Annotated in this window: 17 protein-coding genes; 6 read left to right on the top strand and 11 right to left on the bottom strand. The window is 64.4% G+C overall.

The window, feature by feature from the left end; genetic code table 11:
• Nucleotides 1-30: 30 nt before the first annotated feature.
• The 3 genes from K2O51_RS17540 (at nt 31) to K2O51_RS17530 (ending at nt 3,117) form a co-directional block, all read left to right on the top strand.
• Complete coding sequence (locus K2O51_RS17540; RefSeq protein ID WP_220631440.1) at nt 31-756, top strand: histidine phosphatase family protein; 726 nt, start codon at nt 31-33, stop codon at nt 754-756.
• A gap of 60 nt (nt 757-816) precedes the next feature.
• A complete protein-coding gene (locus K2O51_RS17535) occupies nt 817-1,893 on the top strand; it encodes a phosphotransferase (RefSeq protein ID WP_011297190.1) in 1,077 nt (358 codons plus the stop codon).
• Nucleotides 1,894-2,115: 222 nt separating this feature from the next.
• Nucleotides 2,116-3,117 (top strand): Bug family tripartite tricarboxylate transporter substrate binding protein, encoded by a 1,002-nt coding sequence (locus K2O51_RS17530; protein WP_011297189.1) that lies wholly within the window; start codon nt 2,116-2,118, stop codon nt 3,115-3,117.
• A gap of 80 nt (nt 3,118-3,197) precedes the next feature.
• On the opposite strand, the gene ggt is transcribed toward K2O51_RS17530, so the two are convergent.
• The 3 genes from ggt to K2O51_RS17515 form a co-directional block, all read right to left on the bottom strand.
• A complete protein-coding gene (gene ggt, locus K2O51_RS17525) occupies nt 3,198-5,084 on the bottom strand; it encodes a gamma-glutamyltransferase (RefSeq protein ID WP_220631439.1) in 1,887 nt (628 codons plus the stop codon).
• Between the two features lie 121 nt (nt 5,085-5,205).
• Complete coding sequence (locus K2O51_RS17520) at nt 5,206-6,369, bottom strand: CAP domain-containing protein (protein ID WP_220631438.1); 1,164 nt, start codon at nt 6,367-6,369, stop codon at nt 5,206-5,208.
• A gap of 209 nt (nt 6,370-6,578) precedes the next feature.
• Entirely contained in the window at nt 6,579-7,517 is a 939-nt protein-coding gene (locus tag K2O51_RS17515) for a LysR family transcriptional regulator (protein ID WP_041679860.1), read from the bottom strand.
• Nucleotides 7,518-7,694: 177 nt separating this feature from the next.
• Here K2O51_RS17515 and K2O51_RS17510 point away from each other — a divergent pair, with 177 nt between their 5' ends.
• Nucleotides 7,695-8,957 (top strand): acyl-CoA dehydrogenase family protein, encoded by a 1,263-nt coding sequence (locus K2O51_RS17510; RefSeq protein ID WP_220631437.1) that lies wholly within the window; start codon nt 7,695-7,697, stop codon nt 8,955-8,957.
• Between the two features lie 143 nt (nt 8,958-9,100).
• Nucleotides 9,101-9,793, top strand: a complete 693-nt coding sequence (locus K2O51_RS17505) for a glutathione binding-like protein (RefSeq protein WP_140950800.1) — start codon at nt 9,101-9,103, stop codon at nt 9,791-9,793.
• Between the two features lie 52 nt (nt 9,794-9,845).
• On the opposite strand, the gene K2O51_RS17500 is transcribed toward K2O51_RS17505, so the two are convergent.
• A complete protein-coding gene (locus K2O51_RS17500) occupies nt 9,846-10,391 on the bottom strand; it encodes a hypothetical protein (RefSeq protein WP_220631436.1) in 546 nt (181 codons plus the stop codon).
• Between the two features lie 551 nt (nt 10,392-10,942).
• On the opposite strand from K2O51_RS17500, the gene K2O51_RS17495 reads away from it, so the two are divergent.
• On the top strand, nt 10,943-11,332 hold the full coding sequence (locus K2O51_RS17495; protein WP_011297182.1) for a helix-turn-helix domain-containing protein: 390 nt from the start codon (nt 10,943-10,945) through the stop codon (nt 11,330-11,332).
• Between the two features lie 7 nt (nt 11,333-11,339).
• Here the strand turns inward: K2O51_RS17495 and ureG are convergent, their stop codons facing one another.
• The 7 genes from ureG to K2O51_RS17460 are packed head-to-tail and all read right to left on the bottom strand — an operon-like array spanning nt 11,340 to nt 16,374.
• Nucleotides 11,340-11,969 (bottom strand): urease accessory protein UreG, encoded by a 630-nt coding sequence (ureG, locus tag K2O51_RS17490; RefSeq protein ID WP_011297181.1) that lies wholly within the window; start codon nt 11,967-11,969, stop codon nt 11,340-11,342.
• Nucleotides 11,970-11,983: 14 nt separating this feature from the next.
• Entirely contained in the window at nt 11,984-12,676 is a 693-nt protein-coding gene (locus K2O51_RS17485) for an urease accessory protein UreF (RefSeq protein WP_140950798.1), read from the bottom strand.
• Nucleotides 12,677-12,697: 21 nt separating this feature from the next.
• Entirely contained in the window at nt 12,698-13,363 is a 666-nt protein-coding gene (gene ureE / locus K2O51_RS17480) for an urease accessory protein UreE (RefSeq protein ID WP_220631435.1), read from the bottom strand.
• Nucleotides 13,364-13,377: 14 nt separating this feature from the next.
• A complete protein-coding gene (gene ureC / locus K2O51_RS17475; RefSeq protein WP_280640419.1) occupies nt 13,378-15,096 on the bottom strand; it encodes an urease subunit alpha in 1,719 nt (572 codons plus the stop codon).
• Nucleotides 15,093-15,398 carry an urease subunit beta gene (locus K2O51_RS17470; protein WP_011297177.1) on the bottom strand — a complete coding sequence of 102 codons (306 nt, stop codon included), beginning with the start codon at nt 15,396-15,398 and terminating at the stop codon, nt 15,093-15,095. The genes ureC and K2O51_RS17470 overlap by 4 nt, the downstream gene beginning before the upstream one ends.
• A 10-nt stretch (nt 15,399-15,408) precedes the next feature.
• Complete coding sequence (locus K2O51_RS17465; RefSeq protein WP_011297176.1) at nt 15,409-16,020, bottom strand: HupE/UreJ family protein; 612 nt, start codon at nt 16,018-16,020, stop codon at nt 15,409-15,411.
• A gap of 51 nt (nt 16,021-16,071) precedes the next feature.
• Entirely contained in the window at nt 16,072-16,374 is a 303-nt protein-coding gene (locus tag K2O51_RS17460) for an urease subunit gamma (protein WP_011297175.1), read from the bottom strand.
• Between the last annotated feature and the right edge of the window lie 30 nt (nt 16,375-16,404).

The following is a 16,404-nucleotide window of genomic DNA, read 5'->3' as shown; positions in this document are numbered from 1 at the left end:
GGCCTGCTGACATCAATGAGGGAGACAAGCATGGAATTGCCGCCGTCCTCACGCCGCCGCATCTACCTGATGCGCCATGGCGCCGTTTCGTACTTCGATGAAGGCGGGCGCCCGGCGCTGCCCGAGATGGTCCCGCTCAACGAGACCGGCCGCATGCAAGCCACGGCCGCAGGGCGGGCGTTTGCAGCCGAGAACATCCGCTTCGACCGCGTCATCGTCAGCGGCCTGCCCCGCACCGTGCAGACCGCCGAGCTTGTGCTCGCCGAACTGCCCCACATGCAGGACATATCGCCCGAGGTCTGGCCCGACTTCCGCGAAATCCGCGGCGGCGACCTGTCGGCGATTGCCACCGAAGACCTGCGCGATGCCTTTGTCGGCGCGTTCGAAGGCGAAGTGTCGGAAGACAAGCGCTTTCTGAACGGCGAGACCATCGGCCACTTTCTTGACCGCGTACTGCCGGCACTGCAACGGCTGCGCGATGATCCAGGCTGGGACACGGCACTGCTGGTCTTGCACGGCGCCACGAACCGCGTGATCCTTTCACAGGCCATCACCTGCGGCCGGCGCGTGTTCTTTGGCTCGCTGCTGCAGACCGCGGGCTGCATCAACGTGCTCGACATGGGCGACGATCCGCTCGACTGGGTCGTGCGCATGACCAACTATTCGCCACCGACGCCCGTGCACAGCGGCTCTCGCCACACGACGATGGAAGTCCTGCTGCACCAGTACCTGCGCGGACGGCCGCCCGCTACCTGATCCAACCGCGGGCACACCATTCTTCATCACCGATACCGACAGAAAACCACCGGAGACAGCATGAGCAGCAACGTATCGCACTTCGAGGGCACGCGCCCCGTGGCGGACCAGCAGCGTTTCGACACCGAGGCTTTGGAAGCCTGGATGCGCCAGCATGTGGAAGGCTTTGCCGGCCCGCTGAGCGTGGAGCAGTTCAAGGGCGGCCAGTCCAACCCGACGTTCAAGCTCGTCACGCCTGGCCAGACCTACGTGATGCGCGCCAAGCCGGGCCCCAAGAGCAAGCTGCTGCCGTCCGCGCACGCTATCGAACGCGAATACCGCGTGATGGACGCGCTCGCCGGCACGGACGTGCCCGTGGCAAAGATGTACGCGCTGTGCGAAGACGAATCGGTGATCGGCCGCGCGTTCTACATCATGGAGTTCGTCAGCGGCCGTGTGCTGTGGGACCAGTCGCTGCCCGGCATGAGCCCGGCCGAGCGCACCGCCATTTATGACGAGATGAACCGCGTGATCGCGGCCATGCATACCGTCGACTACCAGGCCATCGGCCTTGGCGACTACGGCAAGCCCGGCAACTACTTCCAGCGCCAGATCGAACGCTGGACCAAGCAGTACAAGCTGTCGGAAACCGAATCGATCCCCGCCATGGATTCGCTGATGGACTGGCTGCCGCAGCATATCCCGCAGGAAGACGCCGACCTGACCAGCATCGTCCACGGCGACTACCGCCTCGACAACCTGATGTTCCACCCGACCGAGCCGCGCGTGCTGGCCGTGCTGGACTGGGAGCTGTCGACGCTCGGCCATCCGATGGGAGACTTCGGCTACCACTGCATGAGCTGGCACATCGCGCCGGGACAGTTCCGCGGCATCGCGGGCCTGGACCATGCCGCGCTCGGCATCCCCGACGAGGCCAGCTACCGCAAGCTGTACGAGCAGCGCACGGGCCGCCCTATCACCGGCGACTGGAATTTTTACCTGGCTTTCAGCATGTTCCGCATCGCCGGCATCCTGCAGGGCATCATGAAGCGCGTGGTGGACGGTACTGCGTCGTCCGCGCAGGCGCTCGACGCCGGCAAGCGGGCTCGCCCGATGGCCGAGATGGGCTGGGAATACGCGAAAAAAGCCAAGCAGTAAGCGAAAAGCCACCAACGGCGGCAAACCCGCCTGACGACAGTCATGTCATCAGACAACAGCGCGCTCCGGCGCGCTGTTGCGTTTCCGGCCTGTAAACCCGCCAACGTATAGGGTTATGGCCGAATCTCAGTATTTTCCCGATGTCGGATTCGCGCAAAGCCGTCTACTATGCAACCCATGTTGTATGACGACTGATAATTAAGCGATTTCAGGAGACATTGTATGACCTCTCGCCGCACGTTCCTCCAGCAGGCATCCAGCCTGGCCGCGCTCGGCACCCTGGGCGGCGCCTCGGCGGCGCTGCCGCGTCTGGCCCAGGCCGCCGACGCCTGGCCGAACCGCCCGATCCGGCTGATCGTCCCCTACCCTGCCGGCGGATCGTCGGACATCATCGCGCGGATGATCAGCAAGCAACTCGGCGAGGCGCTCGGCCAACCGATCGTGGTGGACAACCGTCCCGGCGCCAACGGCAACATCGGCGCGGCTATGGCGGCGCAGGCCGGCTCGGATAACCACACGCTGCTGCTGTGCGACGTCGGCGCGTTGGCAATCAGCCCATCGGTGTACACCAAGCTGACGTTCAACCCCGGCAAGGACCTGAAAGGCGTGGCGATGCTCGCCTACTCGCCGCACCTGCTGGTTGTGCATCCGTCGGTCAAGGTCTCGAATCTCAAGGAACTTGTGGACCTGTCGCAGAAATCGCAACTGAATTTCGCCGTGACCGCCATTGGCAGTGCGCCGCACCTGGCCGGCGTGGCCGTAGCCCAGGCTACCGGGGCCAAGTGGCAGTACGTGCCGTACAAGGGAGGCTCACAGGCGATTGCCGACACCGTGGGCGGCACCGCGCAGGTGCTGATGAACGGGATGCTGGCCACGCTTCCGCAGGTGCAGGCCGGCAAGCTCAAGCTGATCGCGGTGTCCAAGCGCACCCGCATGCCGCTGGTGGGCCAGACGCCGACGATCGCGGAACAGGGCGTGCCGGGCTTCGAATCGGGCACCTGGCAAGGCGTGATGGCGCCGGCATCGATGCCCGACGCGATCATTGCGCGCGTCAATGCCGAACTGGTCCGCATCATCCGCTCGCCGGATATCCGGGCGCAGCTCGCCGGTCAGGGGGCAGAAGTCGTGACCATGACTCCGGCTGAAACCACGCGCTTTTACCAGACCGAGGAAACTCGCTGGGCCAAGGTGGTCAAGGCCGCTGGGGTGAAGCTGGACGCCTGACGGCGGTAATTGTTGAAGAAAGTCCGATAGAAAACAAAAGGGCGGGACTTCGAATCCCGCCCTCTTCTGGTTTCCGGCGCTCAGTCCCCCATCGCCACGCCTTCCCGCCGCGGATCGGCCCCACCCGCCCATACCAGCCGCCCATCGGCCCGCTGACGCCGCATGATGGCCTGCGTGCCGCTCGTCATCTCGATCTCCGCCACCTGATGGCCGCGCTGCTTCAGCGCATCGGCCAAAGCCGGCGTAACCAAACCCTTCTCCAGCTCGGTCGGCCCGTTGCGGCTACCAAAGTTGGCCATGCCGATGGCCGCCTGCACGTCCATATTCCAGTCGAGCAGTCCAACCAGCGTCTTGGAAACGTACTCGATGATCTGCGAGCCGCCCGGCGATCCCACCGTGCCCAGGAATTTGCCGCTCTCCCGGTCGAACACGAGCGTCGGCGCCATCGACGAACGCGGGCGCTTGCCCGGCTCGACGCGGTTGGCCACGGGCTTGCCGTTTTCGCTCGGCAGGAAGGAGAAGTCCGTGAGCTGGTTGTTGAGCATGAAGCCGCGCACCATGATGTGCGAGCCGAAGTAGGACTCGACCGTCGTCGTCATGGAAATGGCACCGCCGCGGCTGTCCACCGCGACGATCTGCGACGTTGAGATGCGCGGCGGCGAGCGGTCCGGCGCGAAGGCCACCGAGGTGCCTGGCGGCACGCCGGGCTGGGCCTTCCCCATGCTCTTGTCACTGATCAGCGACGCGCGCTGCTCCAGGTAGGCCGGATTGACCATGCCCGCGATATCGACTTGCACGAAGTCCGAATCCGCCACGTAGAGGCCACGGTCGGCGTAGGCCAGGCGATCGGCTTCGGCGATGGCGTGGACGGCATCGGGATTGGCTTCCAAGACAGCGGGCGTGCTGACCGCGGATGGCTTGAGTGCGGCGAGCGCGTACTTCGGGTTACGCGTTTCCAGCGCCTGCAGCGTGCCAAGAATCTGCGCCAGCGCGATCCCGCCCGACGACGGCGGTGGCATGCCGCAGATCTTCCAGCGCTTGTAGTCGGTACAGACCGGAACACGCAATTTGGCCCGGTAGTTCACGAGGTCGCGCGTGGACAGGCTGCCCGGATTGAGGCTTCCGTTGACCTTGGTGACGATGTCGCGCGCGATCGGTCCGGTGTACAGCGCGTTGGGACCATTAGCGGCAATCGCGCGCAGCGTCTGCGCGAGTTGCGGGTTCTTCAGGATGGTACCGGCCGGCTTGGGCTTGCCCTGGGCGTCGAGGAAATACGCGGACATCTCAGGAGAGTTCGACATGAACTTGTCGCTCGCCACCTGCGCGTAAAGCCGTGGAGAGATCGGGAATCCCTTCTCCGCAAGCGAGATCGCGCGCTGGAACAGTTGCGACCACTTGAGCTTGCCATGCTCGCGGTGCGCCATTTCAAGCGCGCGCAGCACCCCGGGCGTGCCCACCGAGCGCCCGCCGATCTGCGCCTCGCTGAATTCCATCGGCTTGCCGTCGGGGCGGAGGAAGAGGTTTTCCGTGGCGCCGGCCGGTGCGGTCTCGCGGCCGTCGAAGGCCTGCACGCGCTTGCCGTCCCAGTACATGATGAATGCGCCGCCACCGACACCCGAGGCCTGTGGTTCCACCAGTGTCAATACCGCCTGCATGGCGATGGCGGCATCGATTGCCGAGCCGCCCTGGCGCAGTACGTCGCGCCCGGCTTCGGTGGCCAGAGGATTGGCTGCCGCTGCCATGTATTTCTCGGCGTACACCGTCGACATGTCGGTGCGGTAACCCGACGCAATTTCAGGTGCAGGTGGCAGCGTTGCCGTGGCGGGAGGCGGAGGTGCCGCGGGCGCGGCAGTAGCGGCAGGCGCCGCAGGTGCCCCGCTTTGCGTGCCGCACCCGGCCATCAGCGCCGTGAACGTCACAATGATCGAACCGCGCCACGCCAATCGGGATGCAAGCAGGTGAGCCATGCGATATCTCCGCCACGAACGATCTGCCGATTGTAGTGGCCGCAGACGCACGGCGGTGTCAGACAAAGCCCGACAAGCTCACCCGGTGTGCACGATACGCAGGCCGGGTGACGGAAAAGGCTCAGCGCGTGGTAAACGACCAGTTCAGGTTGACCGCCTGCCCGCCCAGCTTGCCGCTGACGGCGACGCTGTAGCGCTGGCCGCTTGCCAGTGGCGCGAGCGGCGTGCAGATCGCGAGGCCGCGCGCCGCACCGGAAAGGCCGGACGAGCGGCTGTCGACCTTCAGGCAGTCGACATTGCGGCCCTGCGCGTCGGTGATCGTGAAGCTGTCCGCATCGAATTGCAGCGAGATGTTGATCGCCTGCAGCGATACCGGATAGCCCATGGTCTTGTTCTCATAGCCCGGCGCCGGATTGGGGCTTTCCGAATTGATCCAGCTTGCCGGCACGTCGGCCTGCCCGTCGAACGGATATGCGACCATCTGGTTGTCCGTGCCGCCCTGCGACGCATCAGCCAGATCGACGGTCTGGTAGTAGTACGCCGCGGTGCCGGTGCCGTTCGGACCCACGCTTTCCGCATAGCCGCTGCCTGCGGACGCGTAGCTGCCCAGCAGCGAAGCACGATGGAATGGCGCGTTGATGAGGTCGGACACCAGCGAGTCCTTCGGCGACAGCGATAGCTGGGCGTTGGCCACCGACGTCCACTTGTTCGCTCCCGCGACGACTTCCGCGTCGGCGTTGGTCGGGTACGCGGCCTGGATACGCGCGTCAGGCGTGGCGCCGGTGTAGCCGGCCTTGCCCGAGACTTCGTCGTGCGTGAGCGTCTGGTTGGCGAGCATGTACGCCGTGTGGTTCTGCGCCACATTGTTGAGCGCATCACGCGCCACGAGCGGTGGCAGGCCAACCTGTTCGCGCCGGTAGTTGGCATAGCACAGGCCTGCGCTGCGCGCGTCGTCGAGCACGCGATAGTTGCTCACGGCGCTGCCACGCGCGGGCAGCAGAGCGATGCCGCCACCGGCTGGCGCGGCAGGCTTCGAACCGCTTACCGTGTAGCAACCACCTGCCGTTACGGGCGTCGAGGACCCCGCCTGCGTCGAACTGCTCTGGCCCGATGGCTGGGCTGTGCCGCTCGCGGCCGTACCGCCGCCGCCGCCATCACCGCCGCCGCCACAGGCGGCAAGCGCCGACAGCAAGGCGACGCCGCACAGCGTACGCCAGCGCAGCGGCACCGTGCGCGAACTCAGAGAATGTAATGGGTTTTCAGCAGGCAAGCGTTTCCCGGTCATCGATCTGTATCGTCGTAGTTCTGATGGAGAAACTGCCCGTGGCAGCCCGGCATTGCGGGCGCAGCAGGACATCACCGGAACGCAGGCGCGGGCTTGCGTGGTGACGCCGGGGGCAGATGTGACCCGGTGATGGTAGGGAGACGGTCAGCGAGCGTCCAGCCCGCTAACAATGGCTTACGTGTGACCCACGCGCGCTGCACCAGGCGACGTCAGACCGCCGACTGCGCTTCGGGCACGCCGCCGCCGAGCGAGGACATCACCGCCATGAGTTGCTCGCGCAGCCAGCGATTGGCGCCATCGTTTTCGCCGCCTGCATGCCAGTACAAATGCAGCTCGAGCGACGGTACCTTGAACGGCAGCGACAGGATGCGGTTGGCATAAGGTTCATTGGCGATGCGCGCATAACGCAGCGGCAGCGTTGCGAGCAGGTCCGTACAGCTCACCACGCGGCAGGCCGCGGCATAGTGCTGGCAGCGCAGCCGCACCCGGCGCGTCAGCCCCATGCGATGCAGCGCCTGATCCTCCAGCCCCGCACCACGGCGCCGCGAGGACACGTGAACGTGCTCGGCAGCCAGGTAGCGTTCCAGCGTCAGCTCTTTCTTTACAAGCGGATGGTCGCGGCGCGCCAGCACGATCATCGGATCGGCCATGAACTGGGCATGATGGATGGCCGGCGACACTGGCAGCAGGATATCGATGGCAGCATCGATCGTGCCGGCCAGCAGTTCAGATTCCATCTCGCGCCGGTCGAACCGGATCGCGGCAATCTCCACCTGCGGCGCCACCGAGGTCACGCGCGCCATCAGCGGCGGCAGCAGCGTGGATTCCAGCGCGTCGCGCATGCCAATGGTGAAGCGGCGCACAGTGTTGGTCGGATCGAAGTGCGGCGTGTCCTGCAGGGTGCGCGCAAAGGACTGCAGCGCCGAGCGGACCTCCGATGCGAGCGAGCGTGCCAGCGGCGTGGGCGCCATGCCCTGCCCGCGCCGCTCGAACAGCGGATCATCGAACAGGCCGCGCAGGCGGCCCAGCGCGTGACTCACCGCCGGCTGCGTCAGGTTGAGCTGACGAGCCGCCGCGGTGATGCTGCCTTCGCTATAGATAGCGTCGAACACCACGAAGAGATTGAGGTCGATGCGGGATAGCTGCATGGCTCCCATTCTGGCACGGAATGCAGGACATTGATACTGACAAATCCAGAAAATTCATTTTTGTTATTACCAGGGTTCGGATAGAGTGCTTTCCATCGGCATATGCCGCGTACTGTCCGTACCAACCCGTGCTGCCGGGGCCACCGGCGCACCACTACCTGGTAGCGAGGAGACCCCATGCAATTCGAATACACGCCCAAGGTCAAGGAGATGCAGGCCAAGCTGTTGGCCTTCTTCGACCAGTACATCTACCCGAACGAAAAGCGCTTCTACGAAGAGATCAACGCCAACCGCCAGGCTGGTAACGCGTGGGTGCCGAGCAAGCTGATCGAGGAACTGAAGCCTAAGGCACGTGAAGCCGGCCTGTGGAACCTGTTCCTGCCGCGTTCGCCGCGCGCGCCGCAGGGCCTGTCGAACCTCGAATACGCAACGCTGTGCGAAATCATGGGCCGGGTGCCCTGGTCGGCCGAAGTCTTCAACTGCGCCGCGCCCGACACCGGCAACATGGAAACGCTCGAGCGCTACGCGTCCGAAGAACTGAAGGACAAATGGCTCGAGCCGCTGCTTGCGGGCGAGATCCGCTCGGCCTTCCTGATGACCGAGCCGGCCGTGGCTTCGTCGGACGCCACCAATATCGAATGCCGCATCGAGCGTGATGGCGACCATTACGTGGTCAACGGCACCAAGTGGTGGTCGTCGGGCGCCGGCGATCCGCGCTGCAAGGTCTACATCGTGATGGGCAAGACCGATCCGAGCGCGGGCCGCCACGAGCAGCAGTCCATGATCGTGGTGCCGGCCGACACCCCGGGCATCACCATCAAGCGTTTCCTGCCGGTGTTCGGTTATGACGACGCGCCGCACGGCCATATGGAAATCGAGCTGAAGAACGTGCGCGTGCCGGTCTCGAACATCCTGCTCGGCGAAGGCCGGGGCTTCGAGATCGCGCAGGGTCGCCTCGGCCCGGGCCGTATCCACCACTGCATGCGCAGCATCGGCGTGGCCGAACGCGCGCTGGAACTGCTGTGCAAGCGCGCACTGTCGCGGGTGGCGTTCGGCAAGCCAGTCGCCAACCAGGGCGTCACGCAGGAGCGCATTGCCGAAGCGCGCTGCGAAATCGAGATGGCCCGCCTGCTCACGCTCAAGGCCGCCTACATGATGGACACGGTCGGCAACAAGATCGCCAAGGCCGAGATCGCCATGATCAAGGTAGTGGCCCCGAACGTCGCCCTGAAGGTGATCGACTGGGCGATCCAGGTGCACGGCGCGGCCGGCGTATCGAGCGACTTCCCGCTGGCCAACTGGTGGGCGCACCAGCGCACGCTGCGCCTGGCCGACGGTCCGGACGAGGTGCACCGCAACGCCATCGCCAAGCTGGAACTGGCCAAGCACATGGGCCTGAAGCCGGAAGACGTGAAGATGCCCGTGGCACGCGGCTTCTGAGTCCAGCCCGACACACGCGCCGGCAACCCCGTCGGCAGTATGGAAACGCGCAGCCCCGCTGCGCGTTTTTTTCTTCTGTGCTTAAATCGATCGATCCTTTTCCGCCCCTCCTTCCCCATATCGCCGTCAGGAGACTTCTTGCGATGATCGATGTCTATAGCTGGGCGACGCCCAACGGCCACAAAGTCCATATCATGCTCGAGGAGTGCGGCCTCGAGTACAAGGTCCACCCGATCAACATCGGTGCGGGCGACCAGTTCAGCGAGGCGTTCCTCAAGATCAGCCCGAACAACAAGATCCCGGCCATCGTTGACCCTGACGGTCCGGACGGCGAGCCGATCTCGCTGTTTGAATCCGGCGCCATCCTGCTTTACCTGGCCGGCAAGACCGGCAAGTTCCTGCCGGAAGACGTGCGCGGCAAGTACGAGGCGCTGCAATGGCTGATGTTCCAGATGGGCGGCGTTGGCCCGATGCTTGGCCAGGCCCACCACTTCCGCATCTACGCGCCCGAGAAAATCGAGTATGCGGTCAATCGCTACACCAACGAAGCGAAGCGCCTGTACGGCGTGATCGACACGCAGCTGTCGCGGCATGAATGGCTGGCCGGCGACCAGTACACGATCGCCGATATCGCCACGTTCCCGTGGCTGCGCAGCTGGCAGAACCAGGGCGTGGAACTCGACGAGTATCCGAACCTCAAGCGCTGGTTCAACACCATCGCCGAACGCCCGGCCGTGAAGCGCGGCGTCGAAGTTCTGGCCAGCGCGCGCAAGCCCCTGCAGGACGACAAGGCTCGCGAAATTCTATTCGGCGCCACGCAATACAAGCGTCACTGAAGCCGGATGAACGCCGGCGGCATGCATTGCCGCCGGTTGATTGCGCCCTGCTTCAGGCCGGCAGGCACTCCGCTTGCGCGCCGTACGGCGCGCGCGGCATTTCAAGGATGCCGCCGCGCCCGACTGGCAATCGACATACGGCATGGAATCCATCTAGCGCCTCGCGCTCCGCGTCACCACTGCAGTACAGCAGGCCAGTTGCGGGCAGCAGGACTTCCACGCTGTAAGACTCATGCGAATCCGGCACGAACAGCGTGCCCGGCTGAACGAAATTTAGATAATTCTCCCCGCCCTGACGCCAGCGCAGGCACAGCGCGCCGCGATGGCATAGCGCCCAGCGCAGGCCATCGGCGAGCATGCACTCCCCTGCCTGCAACTGCGCGAAGCCCGCATGCCTGCGCGCCGCGATTTGTTCGCTGCAATCGTTTTCCAGGGTCGGGCCGGCCTGACTGTCGAGCGTGGCGACACATCCCAGCGAATAACGCAGCGACTCACCTTGCAACAAGGTGTCTTCAGTTGGCCGTGCATCGGCGGTTGAAGGGCTATCATCCGGCGCAATACGAACCAGGATGCTGTCCAGCGCGACGTGTACCTCCATGGGTAAGTCGGGCGCCGGCGCAAACATGTCGGCACTTCCGATCAGCACAGGCTCATGGCCCGGCGCGGCAATGCGGATGCCTCCGCGCAGGCATGCCCACCATTCACCGCGTCCGGCCACGAAGACCTGCTGGGTCTGGCCCGCCGGCAGGAAAACGTAGTCGCATGTCACGCCCGGCCCCGCACAGGGCGGCAACAGGTGGGAATGGAATCCGATATGAAGGTCCGCGGCAGTTGCGCGGCCTTGGCTGAAGGCACGCATCGGCGCGTCGAACAGCGAGTAGATCTGCATGGCAATCCCCTGACAGAGCGAAGGAGACAAGATGGTCCCCTCAGACGCAACGACACCCGCGCATTCGACGCGAGCTTTCCATTGCGTGTACCCCGTTTGGCACGGCCATCAGGCCGCCCGGTTCATGCCATGGTGCGCGCCTTCTGCTGGCGCATCCCTTGAGACTGCAGATCAGACACCGATGGTGAGTCCGAATATAAGGCGTCGTTGCTGCAGCGTCAAACTCCTAGCCTGTGGCCGAGCATAACTTCCCACTGACCATGACCAAACACACTCTCAGAGAATTCGGATTGCATCTTGCCCGCCTGCGCAAGCGACGTGGCTGGTCGCAGGAAACGCTCTCGCTGGAAAGCGGCCTGGCACGTTCTTACCTTAGCGGCATCGAACGCGGCAAGCGCAACCTCGCGCTGCTCAACATCTGCATGCTGGCCGATACGCTCGGCGTGCCACCGTCAGAGATGCTCGATTTTGAGATACAGGGAAGCTCTGCCCTGCACGTCGAAGAACCACGTTCCGTGTTCGGCAATGCGCAGAACGCCGCCATCGAAGCGACGCTGCGCCATATGGCCGAACTCAGTGAAGCCGAGGTAGACCTGGTAGCCGCAATGGTCCGTGCGCTAGCGCGCAAGGGCAGTTATCGGCTGGACTGACGAGCGCTCAGACGCCCAGCATGCCCTGCTGCTCGATGAAGCGGATCACCTCATCCAGGCCTTGCCCCGACTTGACGCTGCCCATCACGAACGGGCGCCCCCCGCGCATCTTGCGCGCATCGCTCTCCATCACTTCGAGTGAAGCGCCAACATACGGCGCCAGGTCGGTCTTGTTGATCACCAGCAGGTCCGACTTGGTAATACCCGGGCCGCCCTTGCGCGGGATCTTCTCGCCGCCGGCCACGTCGATCACGTAGATCGTCAAGTCGGACAATTCCGGGCTGAACGTCGCGGCGAGATTGTCACCGCCGGATTCGATGAAGACCACGTCCGCATCCGGAAACTTCGCCAGCATGCGCTCGACAGCCTCGAGGTTGATCGACGCATCTTCGCGAATCGCCGTATGTGGGCAACCGCCCGTCTCGACACCCATGATGCGCTCGGCAGGCAGCGCGCCGGAGATTGTCAGCAGGCGCTGGTCTTCCTTCGTGTAGATATCGTTGGTGATGGCGACCAGGTCATAGCGGTCCCGCATCGCCTTGCACAGCATTTCCAGCAGAGTGGTCTTGCCGGAGCCGACAGGTCCGCCGACGCCGACGCGCAGCGGAGGATTCTTTTTGGTACGAGCCTGGGTCATGATCGCTTCGGGATTCAGGAACGGAACAGCCGGGAATATTGCGTTTCGTGACGCGACGAAAGCAATCCCAGCATTGGTGAAAAGGTGGAAAGCCTTGGTGGCGTTTCCGCGGCGCGTTGTACGGCTTCATCAACTGTCATCAGCACGGCTTCGTGCAGACGCCGCAGCATGTGCTGGCCGGCCACCTGCCCTAGCGGCACGGCCTTGACAGCGGCGGCCACTTGGTTTTCCGCCCAGTTGAAGCAGTAAGCGGCCAGCCCCTCGCGCTCATCGATCTCCAGCGCCACGCTGGTTGCCGCAAACGCCGTCGGCAGGCATACCGGCGATATGACGGCAAGATGCTCGCGCAACGCATCGCCACCCCATCCCATCTGCCCCACGAGCTTCGCGAGCGACCAGCCCATCTGTTCGGTCTCGAGCCGCAACTCGGCCGTTTCGCGGGTGGCATGGAACCAGCCGTTCCACTCGCGCACCGCATCGACATCCATCGCCTGCCAGCCGCGATGCAGCAGCAGCCACAACGGCGCTTCGCATTGCGCCTGGACGTATAGCAGACTGTCGCGAATCCAGCGTTCGGCGGTATCTGCATCACGGACACAGCCAATGTCGATGGCGGCTTCGAGACCTTGCGAATAGCTGAAGCCACCGATTGGGAGCGCGGGTGAGGCCAGGTGCAGGAGGGAGATGAGCTGACGCAGCGGTGTCATGGCCGGCGGTGTGCTACGCGTTCAGTGCTTGTGCCCGCAGCCGGGGCCGTGAACGTGCCCCTTTACATCATGCTCGTGATCGTGATCGTGATCGTGATCGTGATCGTGATCGTGATCGTGCGAGTGCGAGTGCGAGTGCGAGTGCCCATGATCATGATCATGGTCGTGCCCATGATGTTCATGAAACACCGCCTGCGCCGCCGCATAGTCTTCTGCAAAGGTGGCGTCATGTCCGTGCTTATGACCGCCACCATAGGCGCCCGCTTCCGGCTCAAACGGCGCGTCGATCTGCACTGCCTGCACCCGCAGCCGCGCCAGCATGTCCGCCAGCACCGGATCAAACTCGAGCCGCAGATAGTCGCGCCCTACCTCTACCGGCGTGTGCCGGTTTCCGAGGTGATACGCCGCGCGCATCAGCCCATGCTGGTCAGCGGCGCGCACTTCGAGCACGCGCTCCGCTGCCGCCTGCACTTCGACAAAGCTGCCGTCTTCTGCAATCAAAAGATCACCGCCTCGCAGCACCGTGCCGCGAGGGAGGAACAGCGCGGCCTCGTCGCCGTTGTCGAGCACGGCACGCAGGCGGCTCTTGCTGCGTTCGCCAAACGGTAGAACCAGCTTGGGAGCACGGCGCACGAGCACGGCGGCGATGCCGTGCGGCGCGCTCAGGACTTTGTCGATCTTCAGCATTGCGGGAACCAGAATCAGAACAGGAAATAGCGCTGCGCCATGGGCAGCTCCGTGGCCGGCTCGCACATCAGCAACTGGCCATCGGCGACGACCTGGTAGGTTTCCGGATCCACGGTGACATGCGGCTGCCAGTCATTGTGCACCATGTCCCGCTTGCTTACCGTGCGCGTGCCGCGTACGGCCGATAGCGTCTTCGCCAGCCCGTACCGCTCGCCGACATTTGCAGCAAGCGCCGCCTGCGAGACAAAGGTCAACGACGATTTGTGCAGCGCGCCGCCCGCCGATGCGAACATCGGGCGATAGTGTACCGGCTGCGGCGTCGGGATCGAGGCATTGGGATCACCCATCGCCGCGGCAGCAATCATTCCGCCCTTCAGGATCAGGCTCGGCTTCACGCCAAAGAACGCCGGTCGCCACAGAACCAGATCCGCCCACTTGCCCACCTCTATGGAGCCGACTTCGTGGGCGATGCCATGCGTCAGCGCCGGATTGATCGTGTACTTGGCGATATAGCGCTTGACGCGGAAATTGTCGTGCCCGCCGCGCGCATCGTTCGGATCGCCCGGCAGCTTGCCGCGCTGCGCCGCCATCTTGTGTGCGGTCTGCCATGTGCGGATGATGACCTCGCCCACGCGCCCCATCGCCTGAGAATCGCTCGAGATCATCGAGAACGCGCCGAGGTCATGCAGGATGTCCTCCGCGGCGATAGTCTCGCGGCGGATACGGCTTTCCGCAAAGGCGATGTCCTCCGCAATCGCCGGATCAAGGTGGTGGCACACCATCAGCATGTCGAGGTGCTCGTCCAGCGTATTCACCGTGTAGGGCCGGGTCGGATTGGTCGACGACGGCAACACGTTGGCCTCGCCGCACACCTTGATGATGTCGGGTGCGTGACCGCCGCCGGCGCCTTCCGTGTGGTACGTATGGATGGTGCGGCCCTTGAACGCGGCGATGGTCGCTTCGACAAACCCGGCTTCGTTGAGCGTGTCAGTATGGATGGCCACCTGGGTATCGGTCGCATCCGCCACAGACAGGCAGGTATCGATCGCAGCCGGCGTCGTGCCCCAGTCCTCGTGCAGCTTCAGACCAATGGCGCCTGCTTCCACCTGCTCCAGAATCGGCGCTTGCTGGCTTGCATTGCCTTTCCCGAGCAACCCGATGTTCATCGGATACGCCTCGATGGCCTGCAGCATGCGCTCCATGTACCACGGCCCAGGCGTAACGGTAGTCGCGAACGTGCCGGTGGCCGGGCCGGTGCCACCGCCGATCATGGTGGTCACACCACTCATCAGCGCTTCTTCGATCTGCTGCGGGCAGATGAAGTGGATGTGCGTATCGATGCCGCCTGCGGTAACGATCATGCCCTCGCCCGCGATCACTTCCGTACCCGGCCCCACGACGATCGTCACACCGGGCTGGATATCGGGATTGCCAGCCTTGCCGATCGCCGCGATCCGCCCGCCCTTGAGGCCGATATCGGCCTTGACGATGCCCCAGTGGTCAACGATCAGCGCGTTGGTAATGACCGTATCGACGCAGTCCTTCGCCATGCGCTGGCTCTGGCCCATGCCGTCGCGGATCACCTTGCCGCCGCCGAACTTCACTTCCTCGCCGTAGATCGTGAAGTCCTTCTCGACCTCGATCACGAGCCCGGTATCGGCGAGCCGCACGCGGTCGCCGGTGGTCGGGCCAAACATTTCCGCATAGGCCTGCCTGGAGATCTTCACCATCACAGCGCTCCCATGATCTTGCCGTTGAAGCCGTAGACGATGCGGTCACCATCGAGCGCGACGAGTTCCACGGTACGCGTCTGGCCCGGTTCAAACCGCACTGCAGTCCCCGCGGCGATATTGAGGCGAAAACCTCGGGTGGCCTCGCGATCGAACGACAGCGCGGCGTTGGTTTCGTAGAAGTGAAAATGCGAGCCCACCTGGATCGGGCGGTCGCCCGTGTTGGCTACTGTTACGCTCGCCGTGTGACGGCCGGCATTGAGTTCGATCTCGCCGTCCGCTGCCATCAGTTCACCGGGAATCATCGCCGTCTCCTCAGGCTACCAACAGGCCGACGCCGTACAGCGCAACGCCCGCGCCGGCCAAACGCGCCAGCCAGCCCGCGCGATTGCGCAGGTACGTGCCCGCGACGATGCCCAGCAGGTGCAGTGCCATGGTGGCCAACGCAAAGCCGGCAACGTACGCGAGCACAGCCGGCAGCGCTGCCGCCGAGCCGGGCAACTCGGCGCCGTGCGCATAGCCATGGAACACGGCGAAGCCCCCGATGATCGACATGCCCGCCCAGGCGGGAAGCTTCGCGCGGACTGCGACCAGTACGCCGACCACGAGCAGCGAAGCCGCAATCATTGGTTCGACCGCAGGAAGAGCCAGACCGCTGAGCCCAAGGCCAGCACCAACCAGCATCAGCGCAACGAATGCCAGCGGCAAGCGCAATGTGTCCGATGCCGAGCGTGCGCACAGTGCGCTCCAGACCCCCACCGCCGCCATCGCCAGCAAGTGATCAGGGCCGGTAAGCGGATGCAGAAGCCCTGCCCAAAGGCTCGCCCCGACAGTAGCGGCATCATGGCCGGGATGGGCAAACGCGGAGACGGCAGCGAGGGACAGCGTGGCGCCCAAGGCCAGGCGCGAGCAGGCGGAACGGTTCATATCGGCTCTCGATGGATGTTGTTCGTGTTGTCGGTGTGGTCCGGTACGTTGTCAGACAATGGGATGGTGAACCGTGACGAGCTTGGTGCCATCCGGAAAGGTCGCCTCGACCTGGATCTCGGGAATCATCTCGGCGACGCCATCCATCACGTCGTCGCGGCTCAGCACCGTCGTGCCTTCGTGCATCAGCTCGGCGACCGTGCGGCCATCGCGCGCGCCTTCCATGATTGCGGCGGTGATCAGCGCCACGGCCTCGGGGTAGTTCAGCTTGAGACCGCGCGCGCGTCGGCGCTCGGCAAGCAGCGCGGCAGTGAAGATCAGCAGCTTGTCCTTCTCTCTCGGTGTCAGTTCCATTGTGGATGTCCTTGTTGTTTTCGTATTCCT

This window comes from Cupriavidus pinatubonensis (assembly GCF_019602855.1).
GTDB lineage: Bacteria > Pseudomonadota > Gammaproteobacteria > Burkholderiales > Burkholderiaceae > Cupriavidus > Cupriavidus pinatubonensis.
Note: the sequence above shows the minus strand (reverse complement) of the source record. Positions and strands in the feature narration are given on the sequence as shown.

Coding starts and splice junctions, on each gene's coding strand:
- K2O51_RS17540 (WP_220631440.1), top strand. CDS start 31: ATGGAATTGCCGCCGTCCTCACGCCGCCGCATCTACCTGATGCGCCAT.
- K2O51_RS17535 (WP_011297190.1), top strand. CDS start 817: ATGAGCAGCAACGTATCGCACTTCGAGGGCACGCGCCCCGTGGCGGAC.
- K2O51_RS17530 (WP_011297189.1), top strand. CDS start 2,116: ATGACCTCTCGCCGCACGTTCCTCCAGCAGGCATCCAGCCTGGCCGCG.
- ggt (WP_220631439.1), bottom strand. CDS start 5,084: ATGGCTCACCTGCTTGCATCCCGATTGGCGTGGCGCGGTTCGATCATT.
- K2O51_RS17520 (WP_220631438.1), bottom strand. CDS start 6,369: ATGACCGGGAAACGCTTGCCTGCTGAAAACCCATTACATTCTCTGAGT.
- K2O51_RS17515 (WP_041679860.1), bottom strand. CDS start 7,517: ATGCAGCTATCCCGCATCGACCTCAATCTCTTCGTGGTGTTCGACGCT.
- K2O51_RS17510 (WP_220631437.1), top strand. CDS start 7,695: ATGCAATTCGAATACACGCCCAAGGTCAAGGAGATGCAGGCCAAGCTG.
- K2O51_RS17505 (WP_140950800.1), top strand. CDS start 9,101: ATGATCGATGTCTATAGCTGGGCGACGCCCAACGGCCACAAAGTCCAT.
- K2O51_RS17500 (WP_220631436.1), bottom strand. CDS start 10,391: ATGGAGGTACACGTCGCGCTGGACAGCATCCTGGTTCGTATTGCGCCG.
- K2O51_RS17495 (WP_011297182.1), top strand. CDS start 10,943: ATGACCAAACACACTCTCAGAGAATTCGGATTGCATCTTGCCCGCCTG.
- ureG (WP_011297181.1), bottom strand. CDS start 11,969: ATGACCCAGGCTCGTACCAAAAAGAATCCTCCGCTGCGCGTCGGCGTC.
- K2O51_RS17485 (WP_140950798.1), bottom strand. CDS start 12,676: ATGACACCGCTGCGTCAGCTCATCTCCCTCCTGCACCTGGCCTCACCC.
- ureE (WP_220631435.1), bottom strand. CDS start 13,363: ATGCTGAAGATCGACAAAGTCCTGAGCGCGCCGCACGGCATCGCCGCC.
- K2O51_RS17470 (WP_011297177.1), bottom strand. CDS start 15,398: ATGATTCCCGGTGAACTGATGGCAGCGGACGGCGAGATCGAACTCAAT.
- K2O51_RS17465 (WP_011297176.1), bottom strand. CDS start 16,020: ATGAACCGTTCCGCCTGCTCGCGCCTGGCCTTGGGCGCCACGCTGTCC.
- K2O51_RS17460 (WP_011297175.1), bottom strand. CDS start 16,374: ATGGAACTGACACCGAGAGAGAAGGACAAGCTGCTGATCTTCACTGCC.